We start from the raw sequence: 24,559 nt of genomic DNA, 5'->3' as shown, positions 1-24,559 counted from the left end.
TGCCCTGCGCAGCGTCGTTGGCTCCGTTCAGGGAGGAAGATGACGATGGGCGTTGAGGTCCTGACCGACCCGGAGATTCTGGCCTCCGCGCGCAAGGGCGGACATCGCCACATCGTTCGTGTCGTGCAGGCTGTGAAGGAGGCTCTGCGCCAGGGGGAGACGGCGCTGCTGGAAGGATTCCTGCAAGAAGAGCATCCGGCGGATATCGCTCTCCTGATCAAGCGCCTGGAGCCAAGCGAGGCAGCCGATCTGCTGCTGCGCCTGGATCCGGCGAAGCGGGCCGAGACCTTCTCGCAGCTCAGTGGACGGCGTCAGCGCCTCCTGTCCCAGGAACTGCCGCGACCGGTTCTGGTCGGCCTCATCTCCGACCTCAAGGCTGATCGGCGCGCTGACTTCTTCAAGCACTTGCCGGAGAAGCTGCGCGAAACCTTGCTTCCTGCGCTGGCGCAAGCCAAACGCGAGGACATCCGCCGCCTGGCGGGCTATGCCGAGGAAACCGCGGGCGCGTTGATGACCTCGGAGTACGCGGTGCTCGCCCCGCACCTGACGGCGCGCCAAGCCCTGGAGCGACTACGCCACGAAGCGCCGGACAAGGAGACGATCTATCGCACCTACGTCGTCGACGAGCAGCGGCGGTTGATCGGCTCCTTGCGCCTACAGACCCTGATTCTGGCGGCGCCTCAGTCCACGATTGCCGACCTCATGGAGCGCAATCCCAAACGCGCGCATGTAAACGACGACCAGGAAGAGGTGGCGCGGCAGATCGCGCGCTACGATCTCATCGCCTTGCCCGTGGTGGATGACGCAGGACGCCTGGTGGGCATCGTCACCCACGATGACGCGGTGGACGTAGTCCACCAGGAGGCGACCGAGGACATGCACAAGGTGGGCTCCCTGGGGCGCATCACCACCTCCGTGCGCGAGGCCGGAATCGGACTGCTCTACCGCCGCCGGATCGTCTGGCTTGTGGTGCTGATCTTCGGCAATCTGCTTTCGGGCGCGGGCATTGCCTTCTTCGAGGCAACCATCGCCGCCCATATCGGGCTCGTCTTCTTTCTGCCGCTCTTGGTGGGAAGCGGTGGCAATGCCGGATCCCAGGCAGCAACGCTCGTGGTACGGGGCCTGGCAACCCGGGAAGTGGTGCTGCGCGATTGGTCCAGAATGCTGGGGCGTGAACTCTTGGTGGCGGGGCTGCTTGGCTTGACCATGGCGTTGGCCGTGTCGGGCATCGGCCTGCTGCGTGGCGGACCGGAACTTGCGCTGGTGGTGTCGGCAACCATGGTCCTGATCGTGCTGATCGGCAGCCTGATCGGCCTGTCGCTGCCCTTCCTGCTCAATCGCTTGAGCGTCGATCCGGCCACCGCCTCGGCCCCCCTGGTAACGTCGCTGTGTGATGCCGTTGGCGTGGCACTCTACTTCGGTATGGCCACGCTCCTGCTTGAGATGCCGCTCACTTAGGCCGGATCGCATTTGATCTGAACCATCCCGGGTTCAGATCAAATGCGTGAATCCGGTCTACATCGAACAAGCAGAGACGATCGGGTCTGGCCGGATCGCGAACCTCAACGCCGCCGATAGACGACCGTGAGGTTATTCGCGGGCATCTCCACCACACGCTCCAGCGCAAGGCCCTCGGCTTCGGCCTGTTGCGTGACCTCTTCCAGCAGACGCAATCCCCACCGCGGGTCGCGGGAGCGCAGGCTTTCGTCGAAGGCCTCGTTGCTGGGTGCGGTCGCATGGCCCTTTCGGCGGTAGGGACCGTAGAGGATCAAGGGCCCGTCGGGCGGCAAAGTTTCGCCGGCGCCGTGGAGCAGGCCGAGCGTGGCCTCCCAGGGGGAGATGTGGACCATGTTCACCGTCAGGATGGCCGCTGGCTTTTCCGCGAGGGCTCGATGCCAGTCCGGCAGGCTCACGTCGATCTTTAGGGGAGGGCGCAGGTTGGGCAGATTTGCCTGCGCCGCATGAGCAGCGATGGAGCGTCGCGCCGCCGGATCGGGGTCGCTCGGCTGCCAGTGCAGTTGGGGGAAGGCGGCCGCAAAGGCGATAGCATGTTCGCCGGTGCCCGCGGCAATCTCCAGCACCAGGCCCGCGGCGGGCAGGACTTCTTCGAGAACCTTGCGAATGGGCTCCTGGTTGCGAGCCGTTGCCGGGGCGTGGCGGGCGTCGCTTGGGCTCATTGAGCTTCTGCCCCGGCATGCGACTTGCTCTTCTGCCAGGATGAGAGCACCGCGTGGGCATCTTCCGGCGGAGCCGCTTCGCCTGTGAGCGCCGTCAACTCCACGACATAACCATTGGGGTCGCGAAAGTAGATCGAGTGGATGAAGCCGTGATCGGACGGTCCGCGTGTCTCGATGCCGGCGGTGCGGCCCTTCTCCAGCATGCGCTCCAGAACCGGCGGCTCCACCTGCAGCGCGATGTGCAGATCGAAGTCGTGCTGCGCCTTGAAGTCGAAGGGCATGTCCGGTGCCTCGAAGAAGGCAATGTGTGAGCCGTCGTCCATGCGGTAGAAGCTGTGCAGCACCCGGGTTTCCCGCCCGCTTTTCGTCTGGGCGATCTCGAAGGCGTGCACCAGGGGCAGACCGAGAAAGTCCTCATAGAAAGCGCGGGTCTTCTCCGAATCGCGACAGCGGTAGGCGGCGTGATGGAGGCCTTTGAGCATGGCCTTCCTCCCTTCGGCTTGGTCAGTCCAGATGCGGCTCCAGGCTGGCCAGTTTGCCACGGATTTCGTCACGCGCCGAGCGAAAGCGTTCACGCAACTTCGCTGCAGGCAGGGTACCGTCCTTGTCCGCCGGGTCGGGAATCGGCCAATGCAGGCGGCGGACCGAACCGGGAAGGATCGGACAGACCTCCTCGGCGCACAGGGTGATCACCAGATCGATCGTCGACACGTCTATGCCGTCCACGGACTTGGAGCGATGGTCGGCGATATCGATGCCGAGCTCCGCCATGGCCTCGATGGCGAAGGGATTGACTGTGGCGGGTTGAGAGCCGGCACTCATGACCTCTGCCCGGTCGCGGAATTGCTCCCGCGCCAGCCCTTCGGACATCTGACTGCGCGCCGAGTTGGCAACGCAGAGAAAGAGGATGCGCTTCATGGCAGGGGATCCTTGCGGTCTCTCGTGAGGGGCTGGGCGGCGCGCAGGTCGAAGCGGTCCCGGGTGCGGTTGGCCAGGGCGACGAGGGAGAGCATGACCGGGACCTCCACCAGGACACCCACCACGGTAACGAGGGCGGCGCCAGAGTTCAGTCCGAAGAGGCCGATCGCCACCGCCACGGCAAGCTCGAAGAAGTTCGAGGTGCCGATGAGCGCGCAGGGAGCGGCCACGTTGTAGGGCACCCGCCAGAGCCAGGCGGCGCCGAACGCGAGCGCGAAGATGCCGTAGGACTGGATGAGCAGCGGCACCGCGATCAGGAGGATAAGCAGCGGCTGTTCCAGGATTACCTCACCCTGAAAGCCGAACAGCAGCACGACCGTGGCCAGAAGTCCTAGCACGGAGAGCGGTTTCACCCGCGCGGTGAAGCGGGCGACGCTGGCTTCGCCGTTCGAACTGTTCTGTGCATTTCGCGTCAGCTGGCGACGGGTAAGTGCCCCGGCCACGAGCGGAATGACCACATAGAGGCCGACCGACAGCAGCAGCGTTTCCCAGGGAACGGAAAGATCGGTCACGCCGAGCAGCAATGCGACGATCGGCGCAAAGGCGAAGACCATGATGATGTCGTTCACCGAGACCTGGACCAGCGTGTAGGTCGCATCGCCCCGGGTGAGCTGGGACCAGACGAAAACCATGGCGGTGCAGGGCGCCGCGCCCAGAAGGATCAGCCCGGCGATATACTGAGAGGCGTTTGCCGGATCGATCCAGCCGGCAAAGAGGTGCTCGAAAAAGAGCACGCCGAGGGCCGCCATCGTGAAGGGCTTGATCAGCCAGTTGACCACCAGGGTGATGATCAGGCCCTTCGGGCGCTCCCCGATGTGACGCAGACTGGAGAAGTCCACGTTGACCATCATGGGGTAGACCATCATCCAGATCAGCACCGCGATGAGCAGATTGACCGAGGCATACTCCCAGCCGGCCAGAAGCTCGAAGAGTTCGGGAATGAAGCTGCCGAGCAAGAGCCCCGCCAGAATGCACAGGCCGACCCAGAGCGAGAGGTAGCGTTCGAAGGAACTCATGTTTGGCTGGGCCCTTGGTCTATGGGAGCGGGAGCGCAAGCGCAGTTGTTGATCTCGGAAAGCAGAGCTACCAGGGGCGCTACGCTGGCGGGGTTGAGCGAGTAGCAGACCCGAGGGCGCTCGATCTCGCCGACCACCACGCCGGCGGCCTTGAGGATCCTCAGATGCTCGGAAACGGTGGACTGGGCCAGTCCGATGTCGTTTACGAAATCGCAGCCGATGCATGAGGGCGTCGCCAGCAGCTTGCGCACGATGCGTATTCTTGCGGGATGGGCCAGTGCCTTGGCCAGCCCGGCCAAAGCCTGGTCGGACTCTGGTGGCTCTGAGTGGGATATGGTTGAGGCAGACTGGGTCATTGGCAGTGCTTAATCGTTATTCGACGATGGACGATAGATCCACGTCGCCGTCGCTTCAAGCACGGAGATTGCCGCGAAATCCCGCGGGTGTCTGGCGAGGGACCGGCCGGGGCGCTATATGAGGGAGCGACGTTTCAAAAGGGCTGCAGGTGGCGCGTGGCCGCTGCAGCGGAAGGAGGAACCATGACCGCCTGTATCGTCGGCTGGGCGCACACGCCCTTCGGCAAGCACGAGAATGACGATTCCGAGTCCCTGATCGCTCAGGTCGCCACCCAGGCGGTGGCCGATGCCGGCCTCGATCCCTCGGACATCGACGAGATCGTGCTGGGGTCTTTCGGCGAGGGCTTCTCGCCGCAAGGCTTTCCGGCCTCGCTGGTGCTTCAGGCCTCGGACGCCTTCCGTTTCAAGCCGGCCACCCGGGTCGAGAACGCCTGTGCGACCGGGTCCGCAGCCATTCATCAGGGCCTGAAGACGCTTGCCGCCAAGCAGGCGCGCTTCGTCCTTGTGGTCGGCGTGGAGAAGATGACCGGTCTGCCGGGGCCGGAGATCGGAGCGAACCTGCTGAAGGCCTCCTACATCAAGGAGGAAGGCAACATCGAGGGCGGTTTTGCCGGCGTGTTCGGTCAGATCGCAGCGCAGTACTTCCAGCGCCATGGCGATCAGTCCGATGCCCTGGCACAGATCGCGGCAAAGAACCATCACAACGGCGCGGTGAACCCCCTGGCGCAGATGCGCAAGGATCTGGGCTTCGACTTCTGCCGCAACCCTTCCGACAAGAATCCCTACGTGGCCGGGCCGCTCAAGCGCACGGACTGCTCGCTCGTGTCGGACGGTGCGGCGGCGCTGGTGCTGACCGACGTGGACACCGCGCTGGGCATGCACAAGGCCATCGCCTTCCGTTCCGCGGTGCACGTGAACGACTATCTGCCGCTCTCCAAGCGCGACATCCTGCTGTTCGAGGGCTGTGAGGTTGCCTGGAAACAGGCCTTCGACAAGGCCCGCGTCTCGCTGGAGGATCTGTCCTTCGTCGAGACCCATGACTGCTTCACCATTGCCGAGTTGATCGAGTACGAGGCCATGGGTCTGACCGAGCGCGGCCAGGGCGCCCGTGCCGCAATGGAAGGCTGGACGCGCAAGGACGGCAAGCTGCCGGTCAATCCCTCCGGTGGGCTCAAGTCCAAGGGCCATCCCATCGGGGCCACCGGCGTGTCCATGCACGTTATGGCATCGATGCAGTTGACCAACACCGCCGGGGAGATGCAGCTGCGCGACCCGAAGCTGGCAGGCATCTTCAACATGGGTGGTGCTGCGGTCGCCAACTACGTGTCGATCCTTGAGCCACTGCGCTGAGGCAGCGCCGCGTTTGCGGTTCGGCGCAGTGTATCGTTAGGCGGTGAATCGTTAGGCGGTGTACCGTTAGACTGAGGGGTGCACTCGCAGGGCGACGGAGGGGCTATGAGCCGGTATGCCGCGCGTTTGACCTATCGGGATCTGAAGCTGGCCTTGCTGGCCACGCTCGACCGGGAAGGGCCTCTGGCCCGCCAGCTGCTGGTTGGCGGGCAGCGGCAGCCCGGCCTGGTCGATAGCGCCTTCGAGCGGCCACTGCCCGGGCGTGAGCGCGTCAGAGTGGAAGAGGCGCTCGATCTGCTGCAGCGCGACGGGCTGGTCGCGGATTCCGGCAGCGGCTTTCACCTGACCGAACGCGGTCGCGAGGCCCTGGCGCGCTCCTGTCTCGATCCCCTCGACCTTGCCCTGCACCGGGCCGACCCGCATCTGGTGGAACGACGCGCCAGTGCCTGGGCCGCCGTGGCTGCCGGCACTCAAGACGCGCTGCGGGCCGCTGCCGCGGCGCCCGGCGAGATCGTCGCGGCCTGCCTGGAACGGCTGGAGTCGGAAGACGATCTCGACGACATCGGCGAATGTGCCGCCGACCTGGCGCTGGCTCTGGATCGCCGGATCGCGGAACGCGTCCAGGCCGACGAAGCGCCGGAAGCACAGGATCTTGCCGACGCCATCCGCGTGGCCGAGATCGTCGTGCGCCGCACTCTCCTTGCCAGGTGGCGCTAGCGCCTCCTAGCGACTTGAATACAGGCAGGAGTCTACTGTCGCATCCCAGCCCTTGTGGTTTCGATCACGGGGCATCCGGGCTATACAGCCTTCGATCGGAACAGTCGCGCCGATGATCTATCGGCGCCGGGGCGGGATTCGGGAGGGGTGAATGCGAGACTTCCTGCGCGGAGGTCTGTTCGCACTGGGGATGGGTGTTGCTGCGGCCGGGCAGGCCCTGGCCGAGGAGAGCCTGTGGCTCGACCTCCCCTGGCACGAGCGTGTGGGCCCGGGTTGGTACGAAAGGCTCGCTGAGCGCGGCGACGCGGAAGCACAATACCGCCTGGGCCAGCTCTACGAGGACGGCATCGGCGTTGGGTCCGACCCTGAACTGGCTGAGCGCTGGTATGCCGCCGCCGCCCGGCAGGGCCATCTGCAGGCACAGTGGCGCTTGGCACAGCAGCTCAAGACCGAGGATCCCAAAGCTGCCGCACACTGGTACCGCAGCGCGGCCGAGCGGGGGCATGCCCCGGCTGCCTTCAATCTCGCTGTCATGCTGGAGAATGCCCAGGGTGTGGACCTCGACCTGGAGTCGGCCGCTGCCCTTTATGAACAGGCCTATGTCGGCGGTGTTGCAGGGGCGGCGTTGAATCGCGGCCTGCTGGAACTGAAACGGCCCGCGAAAGACGAGGTGATGGCGCTTGCCTGGCTGCTGCGCGCCCGTGCTGCCGGTGTTGCCGGGGCTGAGGCGGCAGTCACGGCCGTTGGCGAGGGCATGGCGGCCTCCGAGCGGTCCCGCGCCGAAGCTCTGGCCGAAGAATAGCCTTTGCTGGAAACAGACACCCAGCACCAGAGTCTCAGGGTCGCGCTTCCAGTGGCAGTGTTGCGGTCGCCAGCATGGGGGAAGAGGAATTCATGAAGGTGCAGACCAGCGTCGAGGGGCGCGAGCAGGAGATCATCGACCTCTTCAAGGCAAGCTTTACAGCTTCCGAAGGCGCTGAAGAGGGAATGCTGATCGGTGATCTGGCGCGTGACCTGCTGACCGAGACCAAGGCAGCGGACATCCGCGTCTTTGCGGCAGAGGAAGTGGGTGAACTGATCGGCGCCGTCATCTTCTCACGTCTGCGCTATCCGGAAGACAGCCGCTGCGTCTTTCTGCTCTCACCGCTGGCGGTTATGCCCGACCAGCAGCGCAAGGGGGTCGGGCAGACACTGGTGTCTCAGTCGTTGTCAGCACTGTTCCGGGAGGGGGTGGATGTGGTCATGACCTATGGTGACCCTGCCTTCTACGGACGCGTGGGTTTCACCTCGATTGCCGAAGCGCTCGCTTCGCCTCCACTGCCTCTGACGTATCCTCACGGCTGGTTGGGCCAGACAAAAAAGGGCACTGAAATGGGGGCGCTTCACGGCCCCTCGCACTGTGTGCCGGCATTGAATCGGCCTGATATCTGGTAGCGCGCGCTCAGGCCCGCTGGGGCAGGTACTGATAGAGCCAGGTTTCGCTCAGCGTTTTCTCGCCCAGGCGCAGGTAGAGCCGCAAGTCCAGCGCGTCGCCCTCGGCGCCCACCAGATCGAAGACCGCGCGCCAGCGATTGGTGCCGACGATCTGGATCGCATAGGGGCCCTGAATCTCGCCGCTGGGTGCGGAGATGACGGGTTCCACCGGCTCGCTGCGCACCAGCTCCTCCAGCGGGCCGCCCTCAAAGTCGATCACGAACTTGCGGCCGTTTTCCGTGCGATTGCCCGGGACGCCGGCCGGGCCGCTTCGCGTGGCCACCACGCGTGCGACGGCGCGCGGCGGATAGGGCTCCTCGGCAAGCCAGTGGAGGCGGTAGGAGAGCGAAAGGCGCGAGCCCGGTTCGGGCGGTGTCTGCGGCACCCAGAAGGCGACGATGTTGTCCATGTCCTCGTGGTCGGTGGGGATCTCGATCAACTGCACCGAGCCGCTTCCCCAATCGCCCAGCGGTTCCACCCAGACGCTGGGACGACGCTCATAGAAGTGGGAGTCGTCCTGATAGGCATCAAAGCGGCGTTCACGCTGCATCAGGCCGAAGCCGCGCGGGGAGGTGTCCAGGAAGCTGTTACTGCGCAGGCCGCCGGGGTTGTTGAGCGGCCGCCAGATGCGTTCGCCGGCACCGGTCCACATGGCCAGTCCGTCGCTGTCATGTATGCGGGGGCGCCAGTCGGCGGCCAGCTCGCGGTCGTGCTGGCCGAACCAGTACATGGAGGTGAGGGGACTGAAACCGAGCCGCTCGATGCTTTTCCGGATTGAAAGTTCAGACTCCACCTCCATGACAACGCCGCGTTCATAGCGGATGTCGAAGCGATAGGCGCCGGTCAGGCTTGCGCCTTCGAGCAGCGCATAGACCAGCACCCGGCGGCTGTCTTGCGGCGCCCGCTCCACCCAGAAGCGCGAGAAATAGGGGAACTCTTCCTCGCGCTCGGGCAGGGCGGTGTCGATCGCGACCGCGCGGGCTGAGGCTCCATACTGGTCTTGCTCTCCCGATGCGCGGAAATAGGACGCACCCAGGAATGACAGCCAGTCGCGGGTGCTTTCCGGACCGTTCATCAGGCGAAAGCCTGCGAATCCCAAATCGTCGGGGATCGGCTCCTCGATCCCCAGTTCGCTGTAATCGAAGGCGTCCGGATTGAAGATCAATTTTCGCGTCTGACCGTCTTCAACGATATTGAGCCCGACCGGGTAGGGGAACCAATGGCCGCGGTGATGCGGGCGTAGCGGAAAGAGCGACTCCTGCCAGATCTGGTGCTCGGGCTTGAAGCGAATGCGCCCATGACGGTGAGGATTGATGCTGCGCACGAAGTCTTCGTGGGTGAGCGGCGGCTCCACATGCGGCAGCGCCGCCAGGGAGCGCGCGAGCGATCGCACCAGTTCGAAATCGAAGGGTTCAGGCGGTCCAAACTCGAGACCTTGTGCGCGCAATGCGGTCACGGGCTGCGCCAGGCTCGCCAACCCCAATGCCGCCGCGGCAGTGAGCAAACCTCGTCGAGATAAATCTGGCATGAAGACCTCTTTGCTGCGGTCCGGGCGACGCCCCCGTGCAAGGCCGGGATCATAGCAGGAAAGTTTCGATTGGCAGCAGGCTTCTGGAGTAGAGCGCGGACTCTTGGCGCGCAACGTGAATGCACTTTACGGCTTTCGCAGTACGAGGTGATAGAGGTGCCAATGCTTGCTTGCCCCTTTGGCGGTAGGGCTGTCGCTTTCCTCCTCTTCGCGTAACTCCACCGTCCAGTCTGAGAGCAGCCGGTCGAGGGCCTGCCGATCCAGGCTGGTCACACCACTGGAGGCGGCCCAGTCGTCGCGCGGGCCCAGCAGCTGGCCGGCAAAGCGCCCGCCCGGCTCCAGACTGTCCCTGATGAGTCGCCAGAGTTGCGGGAAGGCGGCGGGAGGACAGAAGGGCAGGGAGAAGCTGGCGTTGATCAGGAGGCACGGCGGAAGGTCGTCGAGGTCCTGGAAGTGACAGGCGCGTGTTTCCAGGCGGGTTCCGGCCGGCGCCTTGCTCCGGAGCTCGGCAAGCGCGTCCGCCTGCCCGTCTATGGCCAGGACCTGCCAGCCGCGGCAGAGCAGTTCCAGGCTGTCGCGACCGGTGCCCGCACCGAGATCAATGGCTTGCCCCGGCACCATGCCCTCCCGCGCAAAAGCCTCCAGCGCGCGCAGCAGGGTGGGGCGCGGCGGGCGTCCCTCCACTGCACGATAATAGCGCTGCCAGCGCTTCTGCTCCTCCGACATTGCTTTGTTGCCTGTTTGGTGCGGTTCGGGTTAGTCGTCCAGCATCGGCAGGTTCAAACCCTGCTCGCGGGCGTAGTCGATGGCCTCCTCATAGCCCGCATCGGCGTGACGCATCACGCCGGTTGCCGGGTCGTTCCAGAGCACGCGCTCAAGGCGCCGGGCCGCATCCTCCGTTCCGTCACAGACCACGACCATGCCGGCGTGCTGGCTGAAGCCCATGCCGACGCCGCCGCCGTGATGGAGGGACACCCAGGTGGCGCCGCTGGCGGTGTTGAGCAGGGCGTTCAGCAAGGGCCAGTCAGAGACAGCGTCAGAGCCGTCACGCATGGCTTCGGTTTCGCGATTCGGGCTGGCGACGGAGCCGCTGTCGAGATGGTCACGCCCGATGACGATGGGCGCCTTCAACTCCCCCTTGGCCACCATCTCGTTGAAGGCGAGGCCCAGGCGATGGCGCTGGCCCAGGCCGACCCAGCAGATGCGCGCCGGCAGGCCCTGGAAGTGAATGCGTTCGCGCGCCATGTCGAGCCAGTTGTGCAGGGGCGGATCGTCGGGGATCAGCTCCTTCACCTTCTGGTCGGTGCGATAGATGTCTTCGGGATCGCCGGAGAGCGCTGCCCAGCGGAAGGGGCCGATTCCGCGGCAGAAGAGCGGGCGGATGTAGGCCGGCACGAAGCCCGGGAAGGCGAAGGCGTCGGCCTCGCCCATCTCCTTGGCCATCTGGCGGATGTTGTTGCCGTAGTCGAGGGTGGGCACCCCGCTGCGGTGGAAGGCCAGCATGGCCTGGACCTGCACCTTCATGGACTCCTTTGCGGCCTGCACCGTGCCATCGGGATCGCTGTTGCGGCGCCGCTCCCACTCATCCAGGGTCCAGCCGGCGGGCAGGTAGCCGTTCAGCGGATCGTGCGCGCTGGTCTGGTCGGTGACGGCATCGGGCCGCACGCCGCGCTTCACCAGCTCCGGAAAGACCTCCGCCGCGTTTCCGAGCAGGCCGACGGAAACGGCCTCACCCTTGGTACAGGCGTCTTGAATGATGGCCAGTGCCTCGTCCAGATCCTGAGAAGAGCGGTCCAGGTATCCGGTTTCCAACCGCTTTTCGATCCGGCTCGGCTGGCATTCAACGGCGAGCATCGAGGCCCCGGCCATGGTGGCTGCCAGTGGCTGCGCGCCGCCCATGCCGCCCAGGCCGCCGGTGAGGATCCACTTGCTCTTGAGGTCGCCGCCGTAGTGGCGTCGGCCTACCTCGACGAAGGTCTCATAGGTGCCCTGAACGATGCCCTGGCTGCCGATGTAGATCCAGGAACCGGCAGTCATCTGGCCGTACATCATCAGCCCGACCTTATCGAGGCTGTTGAAGTGCTCCCATGTGGCCCAATGCGGCACCAGGTTGGAGTTGGCAATCAGCACCCGCGGCGCGTCCTTGTGGGTTCGGAAGACGCCCACTGGCTTACCCGACTGGACCAGGAGCGTCTCGTCCGCCTCCAGGTCACGCAAGCAGGCGACGATGCGATCGAAGGACTTCCAGTCCCGCGCCGCCCGGCCAATGCCGCCGTAGACGACCAGTTCTTCCGGTCGTTCGGCCACCTCCTGATCCAGGTTGTTCATCAACATGCGCAGGGGCGCTTCGGTCAGCCAGGATTTGGCGCTGATCTCAGTGCCCCGCGGCGACTTGATCTTGCGGGCGTTGTCGAGGCGGGGATGGCTGGTCATGACGAACCTCCGGCGTTTGCAGAAGCGGTGAATAGCTGCCGGCCCGCAAGGCGGTAGCGCGGGCCGGGATAGAAGAAACGGGCACGGCTGGCGATCATGCCGGCCGACCAGGTGCGCCGCGTGAGCAGCAGGCAGGGATCGTCGGCCTTGAGCGCCAGCCGACGGCGGACCTCGGCGCGCGGGCGCACTGCCTCGATGACGTGCTCTGCCGCCTCGATCTGACCCAGGCCGGTCAGATACTCGTTGGGGGTGATGCGCGTGAAGTCTTGGCGGTGGTAGTCCGGGGCAAAGGCCGGATTGACCCAGCGCTCCTCGAGGGCCGCGGGTAGGTCGCTCTCCAGGTGCAGCAGCCGCGAATGGAAGGCGTGCGCTTCCGGCGAAAGTCCAAGGGATGCAGCCAGTTCCCCTTCGACCTTGCAGTCTTCGAGCAGCAGCACCTGGCAGCTGTGCGCGTGGCCGCGCTCCTCGATCTCTTCGCGGATGTTGCGGATGCGCAGCAGCTCGGATTGCGGCTTTGGCGCGGCGACGAAGGTTCCCAGGCCCTGCACCCGTTCCAGAACCCCCTCTGCCGCCAGTTCGCGCAAGGCTCGGTTCGCTGTCATGCGGGAGACGCCGAGACTGCGCGTCAGCTCATTCTCCGAAGGCACCCTGGCGCCGGGCCCCCATGTGCCTTCGGCGATGCGGGCGCGCACGTGCTCCGCCACCTGCCGGTAGCGGGGCTCATCCACGCCATCTTTGTTGCGCAGCGTTTCAGTCAATGGCAACCTCCAGCGGCTTGTATAGACAAGTTGTCGACAGCGCGCCAGTCTGCTGCCTTTCGGGTGGCACGGGTTGTCAGGCGGGCCGCGAATCTGAGTCTCGGGGAGTTGTGATGGAAGCCTTTCGCTTCAAAGCCGGTCCGGCGCCGCTGCTGGTGTCGATGCCGCACGTGGGAACCCATGTGCCCGACGAGATTGCCGCGCGCTTGACCGCGGACGCCCTTACGCTGTCCGACACCGATTGGCATGTGGACCGGCTCTACGACTTCCTGGACGAACTCGGCGCCAGCGTCCTGACCGCCACCCACTCGCGCTACGTGATCGATCTGAACCGTCATCCGGAAGGCCGGCCGCTCTATCCCGGCGCCAGCAACACCGAGCTCTGTCCGACCAGCAGCTTCGCCAATGCGCCACTCTACCGCCCGGGGCAGGCGCCGGATGAGAGCGAGGTGGCCGAGCGGCGGCAGCTCTACTGGCAGCCTTATCATGACAGACTGGCCGCCTGTCTTGCCGCGCTGCAGGCTGAACACGGCCGTGTTCTGCTCTGGGATGCGCACTCAATCTGCAGCCGCGTGCCGCGCTTCTTCGAGGGCCAGCTTCCCGATCTCAACATCGGCAGTGGCGGCGGGGTGACGGTCGCGCCGTCGGTGATCGACGCCGTGGCCGAGGCGGCCCAGGACCCAGAGTACAACCACGTTCTCGATGGCCGCTTCAAGGGTGGTTATATCACCCGGCACTACGGAAACCCCGAGCAGGGCGTTCATGCGGTTCAGCTCGAGCTTTCCTGGGCCACCTACATGGACGAGGCGCCGCCCTTCGCCTTCCGCGATGACTTGGCTGCAGGCATCCGACCGGTCCTGCGTCGCATGGTCGAGGCCGGACTCGGCGCCCTTGAAGCAGCCGGTTGACGCGGCTGCTTCCTGAGGCCTTTGGCCTCAGGTTAGTTCGACGGCGCGCCCTTCCTTGAAGCAACGATTGAGCGGATTGAAGCCGATGCGGTAGGCGAGTTCGGCTGGCCGCTCGATGTCCCAGACTGCCAGATCCGCCATCTTGCCCACGGACAGGGTGCCGTGGCTGTGCGCCAGGCCCAGGGCCCGGGCGCCTTCGCGCGTAACCCCGGCCAGCGCCTCTTCCGGCGTCATGCGGAAATAGGTGCAGCCCATGGACAGCATCAACAGCAGCGATGTCACCGGCGAACTGCCGGGATTGCAGTCGCTGGCCAGCGCGAGCCCCACGCCCTGCCGGCGAAAGGCCTCCATGGGCGGCAGCTTGGTCTCGCGCAAGAAATAGAAGGCACCGGGCAGGAGCACCGCCACGGTGCCGGCGGCTGCCATGGCTGCGGCGCCCTCCTCATTGGTGTGCTCCAGATGATCGGCCGAGAGCCCGCCGAAGCGCGCGGCCAGCGCCGCGCCTTGCGAGTCGGAGAGCTGATCCGCGTGCAGCTTGACCGGCAGTCCGGCGTCGCGCGCGGCCGTGAAGAGGCGCTCGGTCTGCTTCGGGGTGAAGGCGATGGTCTCGCAGAAGGCATCCACCGCGTCGGCGAGGCCGGAAGCGGCGACTTCCGGGAGCATGGCCAGCACGCTCTGGAGATAGTCTTCGCTGCGGTTCTTGTACTCGGGCGGAACGGCATGGGCGCCCAGGAAGGTGGTGCGCACGCCCAGCGGCAGCTGTTCTTGTAGCCGCCGGGCCACGCGCAACTGCTTGAGTTCCTGGTTGAGCTCGAGACCGTAACCCGATTTGATTTCGATGGTTGTCACGCCCTCGCGCAGCAGCGCCCGGGCCCGGGGCAGGGCCCCGGCCAGCAGCTCGTCTTCCGTGGCGGCGCGGGTGGCGGTGACGGTCGAGAGGATGCCGCCGCCCGCGCGCGCGATCTCCTCATAGCTCGCACCTTGCAGGCGCAACTCGAACTCCGCTGCCCGATCGCCGCCATAGACCAGATGGGTGTGGCAGTCGACGAGCCCCGGAGTCACCCAGCGTCCCTCGGCGTCGAACAGCTCGGCAGCCTCGCCGCGCGGCAGTTCGGCCTGAGGGCCCAGCCAGGCGATCCGACCCTCTGCGATGGCCAAGGCACCGGGTTCGATCGCGCCATAGGGGGCAGTGCCCTTCTCCATGGTGGCGAGGCGGGCGTTCGTGATCAGCAGATCCCACGCAGGCATGTCGCTCTGGTCTCCTCCTTCATCGGCAGGCTATGCTTTCGGGCCCGCCCGTGCATTGCAAGAGATAGCCTCATGAGCGCCGTTTTTCCCGCCATAACTCGTCTTTACGCGCCGTCGGCCATGCTGGCGGAGGGTTGGGCGAACGATGTGCTGGTCGAGATCGACGAGGCCGGTTGGATCCAGCGTATCGAGGCCGGTGTCGGGCCGGGCGATGCGGAGCGGGCTGCCGGTCCCCTGCTGCCCGGGATACCCAATCTGCACGGCCATGCCTTCCAGCGCGCCATGGCCGGACTGGCGGAGCATGCCAGTGCGCCGGAGGACTCCTTCTGGACCTGGCGCGAGGTCATGTACCGCTTCGTCGACCGCTTGGGGCCGGAGGAAGCCCAGGCCATCGCAGCGCAGCTCTATGTCGAGATGCTGGAGGCGGGTTACACCGCGGCGGCCGAGTTCCACTATCTTCATCACGCGCTCGACGGACGCCCTTACGCCGATCCGGCGGAGATTGGGCGGCGTGTGGCGGCTGCGGCCGTCGAGGAGGGGATGGGCCTCACCCTGCTGCCGGTGCTCTATGCCCAGGGTGGCTTTGGTGGTCAGGTGCCGGGCGATGCGCAGCGGCGTTTCATTAATGATATCGACAACTTTCAGAAGATTGTCGAAGTGCTGTATGAGGATGGGGCGGGGGACCCCAATCGGGCCACCGGGATTGCGCCCCACTCCCTGCGGGCAGTGACCGAAGGACAGCTGCGCGAGGCGGTGGAGGCGCTGAACCGCCTCGACACGGCGGCGCCGATCCACATTCATGTGGCGGAACAGCTTCAGGAAGTGCGTGACTGCCTGCTCTGGTCGGGCCGGCGGCCGGTGCGCTGGCTCTTGGATCGCTTCGAGGTGGATCGGCGCTGGTGCCTGGTGCATGCCACCCACATCGACGCCGGGGAATGCCGCGATCTGGCCGCAAGCGGCGCCGTCGCCGGCCTCTGCCCCACGACCGAGGCCAATCTGGGCGATGGACTCTTTCCGGCACTGGATTATCAGCGATCCGGGGGCACGTGGGGCATCGGCTCCGACAGTCACATTTCCGTCAACCCGTGGGAAGAACTGCGGCTGCTGGAGTACGGCCAGCGCTTGGCACATCAGCGGCGCAACCTACTGCGCCCGGCAGAGGGCGGCGCTTTGGGTGGTAGCCTCTATCGCCAGGCCTTGGCCGGCGGAAGCCAGGCCTGCGGTCGCCCGATCGGCGTGCTGGCGCCGGGCCGGCGCGCCGATTTCCTGGTTCTGGACAGCGCTGCCCCCGCGCTCTGGAATCGCGAGGGCGATGCTCTGCTCGACGCGGCGGTCTTTGGCGGCTTCCCCCTGCCGGTGCGCGATGTTGCGGTCGGTGGCCGCTGGGTCGTGCGCGAAGGCCGCCACCCCCAGCGCGACGCCGTGGCGGAGGGGTATCGGGCAGCCTTGAGCCGCCTGCTCGCGTGACGTTTGATCCGAGCTAGGCGAACGCGCGGAGTTGCGCTAGCCTCGCACGTGGTATGAGCCTGATTTCTTTCGATACGGACGACGAACAGCCGCGAACACGCCATGCAGAGGTGCGGCGCCGCGAGGCGCTGCTGCAGGCCGCTGTGGCGCGCGTCGAGGAAGCCGTTGCCGAGGCGGATCTACGCTTGGAGGCCGAGACCGACTGGTATGTGGCCGTGCTGCTCGACGGGATGCTGCGCCGGGCGATCGTGGTGGAGTACCGCGAGTGGGTCGGGCACTGCGAGGACCTGCTGCGTGATCAGCTGACACGGCTGGGGCGTGATCCGGAACTCTGGAGCGCACAGCGTCGCGGAGTGCGCGGGGCCGAACTGGTCTCCCTTGTGCGGCGTGTGCTCCTGGAGGAACTGGACGCTGACCTCCCGGACTCTGTGTGGGACGGTTTGGAGGAGCTGTCGACGGTGGCGGAAACCATCGACGATGCCACGCTCGCCGCGCGCCGCAGCCTGCGCGACCGCCACCCTGAATATTTCAGTCCTATGGACCCCTTCGGTGATGGGGACGAGGGCGGGCGCCTGACAATTACGGGAGAGCATGCAGCGCGCGCCTTTGCGGCCGTTGCTGCTTTCTGGGCGCCGAGCCGGGGGGTGCCCTACAGGCTGCCAGACCACCCGTTATAATTAAGTCAAAACAAAAAGATAACGCCCTCTGCCCGTATTTCGCCACAAGCTTGGCACAGCTGGGGCGGTTGTTTTGCGGCGGGGTCTTTCCCACTTCTAGGCGACGATCCTTCGGCCATGTCGCGCGGCAGCCGGCGCGGGGTCGGAGTTCCGATCACCCAGCAAGGGGGAACCGATGCTCTACTATGCGCTTGTATTCCTTGTCGTCGCTTTGATCGCTGCGGTCTTCGGCTTCGGGGGTATCGCTTCGGCAGCGGCCGGGATCGCGAAAGTGTTGTTCTTTGTGTTCCTGGTGCTGTTTTTGATTGCGCTGGTGAGCGACTTCGTCGCTGTTGCTGCGCCACTCGCAGCCATCTAATTTGACCGCTAAACCCAGGAGGAGAATTCACATGGCCAACGACGCTGTAGACAAGGAGCTTCAGACACTCCGCGGCGATCTTGATACCTTACGCGAGGACGTGAAGAAGCTGACCGAGCAGTTGAGCCGTACGGCGAAGAGCGGCGCATCCGCGGCCTCGGAAGAGGCGCAGGCTGAGCTGAGCCGCCTGCGGGCCGAACTCGACGAACTCTACGGCCGCGCGGTCTCCGGTGGCCAAGCCTCGATCGAAAGCATGGAGCGGCAGGTGGAGCGTCATCCCCTGGCCAGCCTCGCCGCCGCATTCGGTGTGGGGCTGCTTCTTGGCAAGCTGCTGGATCGGAACTAACCGATGATGAGCGGGATCGTCGATCGCTTGCGCGCCAGTCTGCGGCGTGCGGCGATCGCATCCTTCTTTCTGCTGCTGGCGCTGCTGCTGGCCTTCGCTGCGATGGGTTTTGGCATCGCCGCGCTGTACCGCCTGCTCGAGGGCAGCTTTTCCCCGGAAGGCGCTGCGGCGATCACGGCAGGCATCCTGCTGGTGGGTGCCGGGGTGATGGGCCTTGTGGCGATTGCGCTCTTGCGCAGCCCGGCCAAGCCCGCGCCGAAAGCGCGCTCAGCTTCCACAGCTTCCAAAGCGGCGCGCCCTGGCGCAGGAGACCCCAGCCAACTGGCCCGAGGTTTGATGGCTGGAGGCACCTGGTCACCGCTGACCGTGGCGGTGATTGCAGGCTTCGCCTTCGGGGTTTCGCCTGAGATTCGCCGGGAGGCAGCGCGGCTGCTCCGCAAGGAAGCTGACCGCCTGTAGACCGGACTGGGGTTGCCGGATCGGCGTTGCGAAGGAAGCGAACGCGATCCGGTCCCAGCGTCTTCAGGTTTCCTGGCGCTCGATGACCAGGGGCTCCAGGGCTTGGCGAATTTTGTCGGGAATGCCGGCCGGGCGCATGGACTCGCGTTCGACGAAAACATGCACGAAATGGCCGAGCGCGGCCGGGCTGTCGTCTCCCTCGCGGAACAGACCGACGAGGTACTTCACCGAACTTCGCCCCAGGCGCTCGACGGCCAAACCGGCGTCTATGACATCAGGGAAGTTCAGGGATTTGCGGAATTGGCAGAAGGTCTCGGGCGTGATGCCGATGACCAGGTCCTTCTGGATATCCAGTCCGCCGACCTCGATGAGATAGCCGCTGATCAGGGTATCGAAGTAACTGTAGTAGGTGACGTTGTTGACGTGTCCGTAAACGTCGTTGTCCATCCAGCGGGTTGGGATGGACCGGAAGTGCCGGTAGGCCTCACGCTTTTCCGGTGCTGCTGAACTCACTCTCTCGCTCTCCTCGCACTCGCCTATGCCGGCACCGAGTGGAATTTTCTCTCGCCTGCCGGGCCCGATTGATCCAACATGCAATACGCCCTGGGGCCAAGAACAACAATTCTTACCAAGTGACCGCTTGCTTTCCCTGACGTCCGGTTCACTCTTTACGTCCTGCGACTCAAGCGCACGAGAGTCGGCGGCGCTCTGCTGCCGACTTAAAGGATCAACAGTTCGGATGAGTGGATGCTTTATCAGATCTATGAGTTTCAGCACACAGCCCTGATGCCCTGGCGCATGCTGGGCAATATGACCCAGGGTCTGTTGAGCAATCCCCTCTTTCCCGCCACGCATACCCATGCGGGACGCAGCCTCAAGGCGGGGCTCGAAGTCTTCGATCACGCCACTCGGCAACGCCAACGCCCGGCCTGGGGCATCGAGCAGACCGAGGTCGACGGTCGCCAGGTGGCGGTCAGCCTGGAAACGGAACTGGATCGTCCCTACTGCACGCTGCTGAAGTTCAATCGCCAGGGCTGTGCGGAACGCAAGGATCCGCGCATTCTGCTGGTCGCACCGCTATCCGGCCACTACGCGACTCTGCTGCGCGGCACCGTGCAGGCGCTGCTGCCCGATCACGAGGTCTGGATTACCGACTGGAAGGATGCGCGCGAGGTTCCCGCGGACGCGGGGCCCTTCGGTGTCGAGAACTACGTCGACGAGGTGCTGCGCTACATCCGCCATCTGGGCCCCGACGTGCATGTGATGGCGGTGTGCCAGCCGGCGCCTTTGGTCTTGGCCAGTGTGGCGTTGTTGGCCCAGGCCGGCGACGCGGCGCAGCCACGCTCGATGATCCTGATGGGCGGCCCGGTGGATACACGCGCGGCGCCGACCCAGGTGACGCGCTTTGCCGAGTCGCGCCCGCTGTCCTGGTTCCAGCAGTCGCTGATCGCCCAGGTGCCAGCCTACTATCCCGGCGCGGGGCGCGAGGTCTATCCCGGCTTCCTGCAGCTCGGCGGCTTCATCTCCATGAATCCGGCCCGGCACTTCGAGTCGCATGTCAAGATGTTCCGCCATCTCGTGAAAGGGGACGGGGATTCCGTGGAGGCGCATCAGCGCTTCTATGACGAGTACTTGGCGGTGATGGATGTTCCGGCGGACTATTACCTGCAGACGGTGGACCAAGTCTTCCAGCGCCAGCTCTTGGCGCGTGGGCAGATGACCTGGCGCGGATTGACGGTGCGCCCTGAGGCGATCCGCCGGACGGCGCTCATGACCGTCGAAGGGGAGATGGACGACATCTCGGCTCCAGGACAGACCCTGGCGGCACAGGATCTCTGCGCAAGTCTTCCGAAAAGCATGCGAGCCAATCACCTCCAGCCTTCGGTCGGTCACTACGGCATCTTCAACGGTCGCCGCTGGCGCGAAGAGATCAAGCCGGCAATCGGCGCCTTCGTGCGCAAGCACGCGCAAGGACCCCGGTAAGGCGTCTCGCGGCCTTACAGGATCCTCTGCCCGTAGGGGACTCGTCATCCCCGCCGCTGTTGCGCCAAGAGATCGCGGATTTCTTCCAGCAGCACTTCCTCACGCGGCGGCGCTGGCGGCGCCGAAGGCTGCTCGGCTTCGCGGCGATAGAGCCGGTTGACCTGCTTCACCAGGATGAACACGGCAAACGCTACGATCACGAAGTTGATCACTGTGTTGATGAACACACCGATGTTGAGCGTGGCGGCACCGGCCTCGGTCGCCTGAGCCAGGGAGTCGTATTCGCCCCCGGACAGGGTGATGAAGAGGTCGGAGAAGTCGACTCCGCCTAGCATCAGACCGATGGGCGGCATGATGATGTCGGTAACCAGGGAGTTCACGATGGCCAGGAAGGCCGAGCCGAGGATGATACCCACGGCCAAGTCGACTACGTTGCCACGGGAAATGAAGGCTTTGAACTCGTTGAACATGGCTGTGTTCCTCGCATGGGCGCCCCAGGCGAACAGCTTAGGCGGCCCAAGCGCGCAGTGCGACCAGCAACAAGTGGACCATGTCAGGGGAAGCTCAGCGGTCTGAGCCGCGGGACTCGCTGTTGCCTTTGTCATCAGGCGCGCCCGGATCATTCGGATCCGGCGGGCGATAGACGCCCTGTTCGTGGTGACTGTCGTCGTGCCCGTGGCGTGCGGAGTAGAACATCAGCGCCATCAGCCCGATGCCGAGCGCCAGCGTCAGCACCGACCCGCCGATCAGCGCCAACCATCCCTGCCAGGGCATGTCGACGCCAGCCAGTCCACTCCAGGCCTTCACGCCGATGAAAAGCGCACCCAACAGGAAGGCGCCCAGGAATGCGATGATGAGGAATGTGCGCATGATCCGAAGGCTATCAGCGCCCCCAGAGCAAAACCAGTCCGGCCAAAGAAAGAGGTCTTGTGCTGTGCTATCAAGGTCGCTAGATAGTCGCTCGTTCGGGTCGCCCGGACGGTGTGACGGGCCGCTTGCGGCCCGTTGTTGTAAACCTATGCGGCTGTGGCGGAATTGGTAGACGCGCAGCGTTGAGGGCGCTGTGGGGGAGACCCCGTGGAGGTTCAAGTCCTCTCAGCCGCACCATTCGCAGGCACGATAAGGGCTGCGAAAAGGGTTTGACAGACACCGGCGAGGCGGCGAAGAACAGGGGACTACCGCCCGGTTTTACCGGGTCCCCAGCAAAGACGCTGCGGCTGTGGCGGAATTGGTAGACGCGCAGGTTTCAGGTACCTGTGGTGGAGACACCGTGGTGGTTCGAGTCCACTCAGCCGCACCAAACCCCTCTCGCGAGGGGTTTTTTGCTTTGAGGGCACTGCAGGCGTCTTGGGTTTGCGGAGACTGGTGTACCTCGCGCAGCACACCCATGTTAGAAGGTCTCCGCAACCTGGATGCCATAACGTGAGAGCCAAGCGTCCGTCTCCTTCGCCGCCCGATCCTCGGGGCAGGCATGATGACCCCCTGTCGAAACTGGAACTGCGGCCCGGGCTCTTTGGGCGGCTGCGGAACTGGTTCTTCGGCGGCGTGCTCGTAACTGCGCCGGTCGGCATCACGATCTGGATTGCCTGGGGGGTCATCGACTTCGTCGACAACCGGGTGCGCCCGCTCATCCCGGAACCCTGGGATCCGGAGAACTACCTGCCCTTTTCCATACCGGGCCTGGGCCTGTTGTTGGTGCTGGCGAGCCTGATCGCGATCGGCATGTTTGCCGCGGGCCTTCTCGGCCGCTGGATCATGCACGTCGGTGAACGGCTGTTGGCCCGTGTGCCGGTGGTGCGCTCCGTCTACGGCGCCTTGAAGCAGGTCTTCGAGACCATACTGGCCGACCGCTCACGGGCGTTCCGCGAAGTGGTGCTGGTCGAATACCCCTATCGCGGTGTCTGGGCCGTGGCCTTTGTCACCTCCCAAACCCGCGGTGAGGTGCAGCGATTGCTGCCTGGCGAGACCGTGTCTCTGTTCATGCCGGCGGTGCCCAATCCGACCACCGGATTCCTGCTGTTCGTCCCGCGGGAGACCGTGCGGCCGCTGGACCTGACAGTGGAGCAGGGTCTGAAACTCGTGGTCTCCGGCGGCATCGTCACGCCGGAGCAACTGGCTGCCCGCGCGCCGGAAACGTCGGTGGAGGAGCCGGCGGCACCGAAACCGCCTGCGCGGCCGAGTCTTATGCGCCGCCTGCGCAACTATCTGCTCGCTGGCATCCTCGTCACTGCGCCAGTGGCGATCACCTTCTGGCTGATTGCGCAGTTCATCACCTTCGTCGATTCGCGTGTGAAGCCCTTGCTGCCGGATGCCTGGCGGCCGGAGACCTATCTGCCTTTCACGCTGCCCGGTCTGGGCGTTCCGGGTGTCGGGGTGGTGGTGGCAGTGGTCGCTTTGACCCTGATCGGCATGCTGGCTGCCGGCATCCTGGGGCGCTGGCTCTTGCGCACCTCAAGCTGGCTGTTCGGGCGCTTGCCGATCCTGGGCTCGGTCTACAGCGCCCTTAAGCAGATCGTGGAGACGATTCTGGCCAGCCGGTCGGATGCTTTCCGAGCCTGCGTGCTCTTCCAGTATCCACGCAAGGACTGCTGGGCCATTGGGCTGGTGACCGGCAAGACCGAGGGGCAGGTGCAGGAACTGACCGAGAGGGAGGTCGTGAACGTCTTTCTGCCGACCACGCCGAACCCGACCTCCGGCTTCCTGATGTTCGTGCCGCGAAGTGAGACGATCCCCCTGGCCATGAGCATCGAGGAAGGCTTGAAGATGGTGATCTCGGGCGGCCTGGTCGTGCCCCCCGACCCGGGTGCTGTGTCGCCCGAGGAGGGGAGCGCTGCGGCTGCACCTGCACAGCTTGCACGCACGCCGGAGCCGTCTATAGGCTCCAGTTCCCTGAACTGAGGCCGCATTTGCGGGAAGGATGAAGATGGACGCTCAGCCCCTCGCCCCTGGCTCACCGCTTCCACTGGTCCCGGTCGTAGCCTCCGAAACACCGCGTTCGGTGGAGGGCGCCGTCGCCTGGGCAGGGCAGAACGCCGCGGCACTGGATGCGCTGGTAAGCCGATCGGGCGCGCTGCTGATCCGGGGTTTCGAGATCGACACGCCCGCGGCGTTTCGCGCGCTGTGCCATGCAATCCGTCCGGATCTCAAAGGCTACGCTGGCGGTGATTCTCCGCGCAGCGTCGTAGGAGAACAGGTCTACACCTCCACGGAGTATCCCAGCCATCTGGAAGTGCTGCTGCACAACGAGCTGTCCTATGCCGGCTGGTCGCCGGAGCGTGTTTTCTTCTGCTGCCTGACGCCGGCCGCAAGCGGCGGCGAGACACAGATTGCCGATGGCAGGGCGATCTATCGCTCCCTGCCGCCCGCGACTCGGGAAGCCTTCGAGGAGCGGGGGGTGATCTATCACCAGCACCTCTGGGATGCCGAGGGCGAGTCCGGAGTGGGCAAGAGCTGGCAGGAGACCTTCGAGACCCGCGACCGAGCGGCAGCCGAGCGCTACCTGCGTGATGCCGGCATGGATTTCGAGTGGACGACATTTGGGCTGCGGACCCGCGCACGCCACGCTGCGGTGCGCGTGCATCCCGTGACCGGCGAGAAGTGCTGGTACAATCAGGCGGACCAGTGGCATCGCGCCTTCGACAGCGTCAAGGTGGCCATCGGTCGCCAAGACGACCCACGCTTCGATCCGCGCACTGCGGGCGAGGAGACTCTGGGCAATCATGCGACCTACGCGGACGGGGGCGAGATCGATCCGGCCGACCTCGAGGTGGTGCGTGAGGTCTCCCGCGGCTGCGAAGTGCGCTTTCCCTGGCAGGCAGGGGACATCATGCTGCTCGACAACCTGCTGACCATGCATGGACGCAAGCCCTTCACCGGCGCCCGCCGCGTTCTGGTGGCCATGGCGTGAGCGCGCTGCGGCTTTGCTTGACCGGCGGCGGCTCCGCCGCCTAGAAGAATGCCATGTTCGGCCTTCCCTCCCTCACGAAGCTGCTGGTGCTCGCCGGAATCATTCTGGCAGTCTGGTATGGCTTCAGATTCGTCGGCAAGCTCGATGCCGCCCGCAAGGTGCAGGCAAAGCAGCAGGGCCGCAGCCGGAAGGCTGATAAAGGGCGGGCGCCACACGCGGCGGTTCCGGATGCCGAGGAAATGGTCGCCTGCCCGGCCTGTCGCGCTTATGTGCCCGCAACCAATCCCAGCAACTGCGGCCGGCCCGATTGCCCCTACTGAGCGCAAAGCGCTTGTCCTGCTGTCCTTTCCACGGGTCAGCGCCGCTTGATTATCCTCAGCGCGGGTTTTAGGGTCGGCGACGTCTTTTCCCGCACTGCAA

The 24,559-nt window shown here is 65.3% G+C and carries 28 protein-coding genes and 2 tRNA genes; 17 read left to right on the top strand and 13 right to left on the bottom strand.

Features of this window, described 5'->3' with window-relative positions; translation table 11 throughout:
• The first annotated feature begins 45 nt into the window (after window positions 1-45).
• Complete coding sequence (gene mgtE / locus ABZ720_RS01785; RefSeq protein WP_366553185.1) at window positions 46-1,458, top strand: magnesium transporter; 1,413 nt, start codon at window positions 46-48, stop codon at window positions 1,456-1,458.
• Window positions 1,459-1,562: 104 nt separating this feature from the next.
• Here the strand turns inward: mgtE and ABZ720_RS01780 are convergent, their stop codons facing one another.
• The 5 genes from ABZ720_RS01780 to ABZ720_RS01760 are packed head-to-tail and all read right to left on the bottom strand — an operon-like array spanning window position 1,563 to window position 4,527.
• Window positions 1,563-2,177: a DUF938 domain-containing protein gene (locus ABZ720_RS01780; protein ID WP_366553183.1), complete on the bottom strand. Its 615-nt coding sequence runs from the start codon at window positions 2,175-2,177 to the stop codon at window positions 1,563-1,565.
• Window positions 2,174-2,659 carry a VOC family protein gene (locus tag ABZ720_RS01775; RefSeq protein WP_366553181.1) on the bottom strand — a complete coding sequence of 162 codons (486 nt, stop codon included), beginning with the start codon at window positions 2,657-2,659 and terminating at the stop codon, window positions 2,174-2,176. Before ABZ720_RS01775 ends, ABZ720_RS01780 begins: the two co-directional genes overlap by 4 nt.
• Window positions 2,660-2,681: 22 nt before the next feature.
• Window positions 2,682-3,095, bottom strand: coding sequence for an arsenate reductase ArsC (locus tag ABZ720_RS01770; protein ID WP_366553179.1), 414 nt, complete (start codon window positions 3,093-3,095; stop codon window positions 2,682-2,684).
• The gene (gene arsB / locus ABZ720_RS01765; protein ID WP_366553177.1) at window positions 3,092-4,171 is read right to left on the bottom strand and encodes an ACR3 family arsenite efflux transporter; all 1,080 of its coding nucleotides are present in this window, start codon (window positions 4,169-4,171) and stop codon (window positions 3,092-3,094) included. Before arsB ends, ABZ720_RS01770 begins: the two co-directional genes overlap by 4 nt.
• A complete protein-coding gene (locus ABZ720_RS01760; protein WP_366553175.1) occupies window positions 4,168-4,527 on the bottom strand; it encodes an ArsR/SmtB family transcription factor in 360 nt (119 codons plus the stop codon). Before ABZ720_RS01760 ends, arsB begins: the two co-directional genes overlap by 4 nt.
• Before the next feature lie 183 nt (window positions 4,528-4,710).
• Between ABZ720_RS01760 and ABZ720_RS01755 the strand changes: the two genes are divergently transcribed.
• From ABZ720_RS01755 to ABZ720_RS01740, 4 genes are all read left to right on the top strand, one after another.
• A complete protein-coding gene (locus ABZ720_RS01755) occupies window positions 4,711-5,877 on the top strand; it encodes an acetyl-CoA acetyltransferase (RefSeq protein ID WP_366553173.1) in 1,167 nt (388 codons plus the stop codon).
• A 105-nt stretch (window positions 5,878-5,982) separates the two neighbouring features.
• On the top strand, window positions 5,983-6,594 hold the full coding sequence (locus ABZ720_RS01750; RefSeq protein WP_366553171.1) for a hypothetical protein: 612 nt from the start codon (window positions 5,983-5,985) through the stop codon (window positions 6,592-6,594).
• A 151-nt stretch (window positions 6,595-6,745) separates the two neighbouring features.
• Complete coding sequence (locus ABZ720_RS01745; RefSeq protein WP_366553169.1) at window positions 6,746-7,396, top strand: tetratricopeptide repeat protein; 651 nt, start codon at window positions 6,746-6,748, stop codon at window positions 7,394-7,396.
• 92 nt (window positions 7,397-7,488) lie between these two features.
• Entirely contained in the window at window positions 7,489-8,028 is a 540-nt protein-coding gene (locus ABZ720_RS01740) for a GNAT family N-acetyltransferase (protein ID WP_366553167.1), read from the top strand.
• A gap of 7 nt (window positions 8,029-8,035) precedes the next feature.
• On the opposite strand, the gene ABZ720_RS01735 is transcribed toward ABZ720_RS01740, so the two are convergent.
• From ABZ720_RS01735 to hutC, 4 genes are all read right to left on the bottom strand, one after another.
• The gene (locus ABZ720_RS01735) at window positions 8,036-9,595 is read right to left on the bottom strand and encodes an OpgD/OpgG family glucan biosynthesis protein (RefSeq protein ID WP_366553165.1); all 1,560 of its coding nucleotides are present in this window, start codon (window positions 9,593-9,595) and stop codon (window positions 8,036-8,038) included.
• A 126-nt stretch (window positions 9,596-9,721) separates the two neighbouring features.
• Window positions 9,722-10,321: a class I SAM-dependent methyltransferase gene (locus tag ABZ720_RS01730; RefSeq protein WP_366553163.1), complete on the bottom strand. Its 600-nt coding sequence runs from the start codon at window positions 10,319-10,321 to the stop codon at window positions 9,722-9,724.
• Between the two features lie 30 nt (window positions 10,322-10,351).
• Complete coding sequence (gene hutU / locus ABZ720_RS01725) at window positions 10,352-12,028, bottom strand: urocanate hydratase (RefSeq protein WP_366553161.1); 1,677 nt, start codon at window positions 12,026-12,028, stop codon at window positions 10,352-10,354.
• The gene (gene hutC, locus ABZ720_RS01720; protein WP_366553159.1) at window positions 12,025-12,786 is read right to left on the bottom strand and encodes a histidine utilization transcriptional repressor HutC; all 762 of its coding nucleotides are present in this window, start codon (window positions 12,784-12,786) and stop codon (window positions 12,025-12,027) included. Before hutC ends, hutU begins: the two co-directional genes overlap by 4 nt.
• A 113-nt stretch (window positions 12,787-12,899) precedes the next feature.
• On the opposite strand from hutC, the gene hutG reads away from it, so the two are divergent.
• Complete coding sequence (gene hutG / locus ABZ720_RS01715) at window positions 12,900-13,694, top strand: N-formylglutamate deformylase (RefSeq protein WP_366553157.1); 795 nt, start codon at window positions 12,900-12,902, stop codon at window positions 13,692-13,694.
• A gap of 27 nt (window positions 13,695-13,721) precedes the next feature.
• Here hutG and hutI read toward each other — a convergent pair whose 3' ends face one another.
• A complete protein-coding gene (hutI, locus tag ABZ720_RS01710) occupies window positions 13,722-14,942 on the bottom strand; it encodes an imidazolonepropionase (RefSeq protein WP_366553155.1) in 1,221 nt (406 codons plus the stop codon).
• A gap of 72 nt (window positions 14,943-15,014) precedes the next feature.
• Here hutI and ABZ720_RS01705 point away from each other — a divergent pair, with 72 nt between their 5' ends.
• The 5 genes from ABZ720_RS01705 (at window position 15,015) to ABZ720_RS01685 (ending at window position 18,249) form a co-directional block, all read left to right on the top strand.
• On the top strand, window positions 15,015-16,409 hold the full coding sequence (locus ABZ720_RS01705) for a formimidoylglutamate deiminase (protein ID WP_366553153.1): 1,395 nt from the start codon (window positions 15,015-15,017) through the stop codon (window positions 16,407-16,409).
• Between the two features lie 53 nt (window positions 16,410-16,462).
• A complete protein-coding gene (locus ABZ720_RS01700; protein WP_366553152.1) occupies window positions 16,463-17,086 on the top strand; it encodes a hypothetical protein in 624 nt (207 codons plus the stop codon).
• 175 nt (window positions 17,087-17,261) lie between these two features.
• Window positions 17,262-17,444 carry a DUF1328 family protein gene (locus ABZ720_RS01695; RefSeq protein WP_275820277.1) on the top strand — a complete coding sequence of 61 codons (183 nt, stop codon included), beginning with the start codon at window positions 17,262-17,264 and terminating at the stop codon, window positions 17,442-17,444.
• Window positions 17,445-17,475: 31 nt separating this feature from the next.
• The gene (locus ABZ720_RS01690) at window positions 17,476-17,790 is read left to right on the top strand and encodes a hypothetical protein (protein WP_366553149.1); all 315 of its coding nucleotides are present in this window, start codon (window positions 17,476-17,478) and stop codon (window positions 17,788-17,790) included.
• Between the two features lie 3 nt (window positions 17,791-17,793).
• Entirely contained in the window at window positions 17,794-18,249 is a 456-nt protein-coding gene (locus ABZ720_RS01685) for a hypothetical protein (protein ID WP_366553147.1), read from the top strand.
• 63 nt (window positions 18,250-18,312) lie between these two features.
• Here the strand turns inward: ABZ720_RS01685 and ABZ720_RS01680 are convergent, their stop codons facing one another.
• Window positions 18,313-18,762, bottom strand: a complete 450-nt coding sequence (locus tag ABZ720_RS01680) for an acyl-CoA thioesterase (RefSeq protein WP_366553145.1) — start codon at window positions 18,760-18,762, stop codon at window positions 18,313-18,315.
• 234 nt (window positions 18,763-18,996) lie between these two features.
• Here ABZ720_RS01680 and ABZ720_RS01675 point away from each other — a divergent pair, with 234 nt between their 5' ends.
• Window positions 18,997-20,232 (top strand): polyhydroxyalkanoate depolymerase, encoded by a 1,236-nt coding sequence (locus tag ABZ720_RS01675; RefSeq protein WP_366553143.1) that lies wholly within the window; start codon window positions 18,997-18,999, stop codon window positions 20,230-20,232.
• Between the two features lie 44 nt (window positions 20,233-20,276).
• Here the strand turns inward: ABZ720_RS01675 and mscL are convergent, their stop codons facing one another.
• Together mscL and ABZ720_RS01665 are read right to left on the bottom strand one after the other, a co-directional pair.
• Entirely contained in the window at window positions 20,277-20,702 is a 426-nt protein-coding gene (mscL, locus tag ABZ720_RS01670; RefSeq protein ID WP_366553141.1) for a large conductance mechanosensitive channel protein MscL, read from the bottom strand.
• Between the two features lie 94 nt (window positions 20,703-20,796).
• Window positions 20,797-21,102, bottom strand: coding sequence for a hypothetical protein (locus ABZ720_RS01665; RefSeq protein WP_366553139.1), 306 nt, complete (start codon window positions 21,100-21,102; stop codon window positions 20,797-20,799).
• A 150-nt stretch (window positions 21,103-21,252) separates the two neighbouring features.
• Between ABZ720_RS01665 and ABZ720_RS01660 the strand changes: the two genes are divergently transcribed.
• The 5 genes from ABZ720_RS01660 to ABZ720_RS01640 all read left to right on the top strand — a co-directional run bounded on the left by ABZ720_RS01660 (window position 21,253) and on the right by ABZ720_RS01640 (window position 24,459).
• Window positions 21,253-21,339 (top strand) — tRNA-Leu (locus tag ABZ720_RS01660).
• Between the two features lie 106 nt (window positions 21,340-21,445).
• Window positions 21,446-21,532, top strand: a tRNA-Leu gene (locus tag ABZ720_RS01655).
• 122 nt (window positions 21,533-21,654) lie between these two features.
• On the top strand, window positions 21,655-23,130 hold the full coding sequence (locus tag ABZ720_RS01650; RefSeq protein ID WP_366553137.1) for a DUF502 domain-containing protein: 1,476 nt from the start codon (window positions 21,655-21,657) through the stop codon (window positions 23,128-23,130).
• 25 nt (window positions 23,131-23,155) lie between these two features.
• Window positions 23,156-24,139 (top strand): TauD/TfdA family dioxygenase, encoded by a 984-nt coding sequence (locus ABZ720_RS01645; protein WP_366553135.1) that lies wholly within the window; start codon window positions 23,156-23,158, stop codon window positions 24,137-24,139.
• A 53-nt stretch (window positions 24,140-24,192) separates the two neighbouring features.
• Entirely contained in the window at window positions 24,193-24,459 is a 267-nt protein-coding gene (locus ABZ720_RS01640; protein ID WP_366553133.1) for a hypothetical protein, read from the top strand.
• Window positions 24,460-24,559 lie beyond the last annotated feature (100 nt).

This window comes from Aquibaculum sediminis, from assembly GCF_040712085.1.
Lineage (GTDB): Bacteria > Pseudomonadota > Alphaproteobacteria > Kiloniellales > DSM-21159 > Aquibaculum > Aquibaculum sediminis.
The sequence above is the reverse complement of the archived record's forward strand: the minus strand, read 5'-3'. Positions and strand labels throughout refer to the sequence as shown.

Bases quoted from the DNA above. Each gene is read 5' to 3' on its own strand.
- ABZ720_RS01735 (WP_366553165.1), bottom strand. From the start codon at position 9,595: ATGCCAGATTTATCTCGACGAGGTTTGCTCACTGCCGCGGCGGCATTG.
- ABZ720_RS01640 (WP_366553133.1), top strand. From the start codon at position 24,193: ATGTTCGGCCTTCCCTCCCTCACGAAGCTGCTGGTGCTCGCCGGAATC.
- ABZ720_RS01685 (WP_366553147.1), top strand. From the start codon at position 17,794: ATGATGAGCGGGATCGTCGATCGCTTGCGCGCCAGTCTGCGGCGTGCG.
- ABZ720_RS01780 (WP_366553183.1), bottom strand. From the start codon at position 2,177: ATGAGCCCAAGCGACGCCCGCCACGCCCCGGCAACGGCTCGCAACCAG.
- ABZ720_RS01700 (WP_366553152.1), top strand. From the start codon at position 16,463: ATGAGCCTGATTTCTTTCGATACGGACGACGAACAGCCGCGAACACGC.
- ABZ720_RS01775 (WP_366553181.1), bottom strand. From the start codon at position 2,659: ATGCTCAAAGGCCTCCATCACGCCGCCTACCGCTGTCGCGATTCGGAG.
- ABZ720_RS01740 (WP_366553167.1), top strand. From the start codon at position 7,489: ATGAAGGTGCAGACCAGCGTCGAGGGGCGCGAGCAGGAGATCATCGAC.
- hutI (WP_366553155.1), bottom strand. From the start codon at position 14,942: ATGCCTGCGTGGGATCTGCTGATCACGAACGCCCGCCTCGCCACCATG.
- hutU (WP_366553161.1), bottom strand. From the start codon at position 12,028: ATGACCAGCCATCCCCGCCTCGACAACGCCCGCAAGATCAAGTCGCCG.
- mscL (WP_366553141.1), bottom strand. From the start codon at position 20,702: ATGTTCAACGAGTTCAAAGCCTTCATTTCCCGTGGCAACGTAGTCGAC.
- ABZ720_RS01745 (WP_366553169.1), top strand. From the start codon at position 6,746: ATGCGAGACTTCCTGCGCGGAGGTCTGTTCGCACTGGGGATGGGTGTT.
- ABZ720_RS01645 (WP_366553135.1), top strand. From the start codon at position 23,156: ATGGACGCTCAGCCCCTCGCCCCTGGCTCACCGCTTCCACTGGTCCCG.
- ABZ720_RS01770 (WP_366553179.1), bottom strand. From the start codon at position 3,095: ATGAAGCGCATCCTCTTTCTCTGCGTTGCCAACTCGGCGCGCAGTCAG.
- ABZ720_RS01705 (WP_366553153.1), top strand. From the start codon at position 15,015: ATGAGCGCCGTTTTTCCCGCCATAACTCGTCTTTACGCGCCGTCGGCC.
- mgtE (WP_366553185.1), top strand. From the start codon at position 46: ATGGGCGTTGAGGTCCTGACCGACCCGGAGATTCTGGCCTCCGCGCGC.
- ABZ720_RS01695 (WP_275820277.1), top strand. From the start codon at position 17,262: ATGCTCTACTATGCGCTTGTATTCCTTGTCGTCGCTTTGATCGCTGCG.
- ABZ720_RS01760 (WP_366553175.1), bottom strand. From the start codon at position 4,527: ATGACCCAGTCTGCCTCAACCATATCCCACTCAGAGCCACCAGAGTCC.
- arsB (WP_366553177.1), bottom strand. From the start codon at position 4,171: ATGAGTTCCTTCGAACGCTACCTCTCGCTCTGGGTCGGCCTGTGCATT.
- hutG (WP_366553157.1), top strand. From the start codon at position 12,900: ATGGAAGCCTTTCGCTTCAAAGCCGGTCCGGCGCCGCTGCTGGTGTCG.
- ABZ720_RS01730 (WP_366553163.1), bottom strand. From the start codon at position 10,321: ATGTCGGAGGAGCAGAAGCGCTGGCAGCGCTATTATCGTGCAGTGGAG.
- ABZ720_RS01755 (WP_366553173.1), top strand. From the start codon at position 4,711: ATGACCGCCTGTATCGTCGGCTGGGCGCACACGCCCTTCGGCAAGCAC.
- ABZ720_RS01665 (WP_366553139.1), bottom strand. From the start codon at position 21,102: ATGCGCACATTCCTCATCATCGCATTCCTGGGCGCCTTCCTGTTGGGT.
- ABZ720_RS01750 (WP_366553171.1), top strand. From the start codon at position 5,983: ATGAGCCGGTATGCCGCGCGTTTGACCTATCGGGATCTGAAGCTGGCC.
- ABZ720_RS01675 (WP_366553143.1), top strand. From the start codon at position 18,997: ATGCTTTATCAGATCTATGAGTTTCAGCACACAGCCCTGATGCCCTGG.
- ABZ720_RS01690 (WP_366553149.1), top strand. From the start codon at position 17,476: ATGGCCAACGACGCTGTAGACAAGGAGCTTCAGACACTCCGCGGCGAT.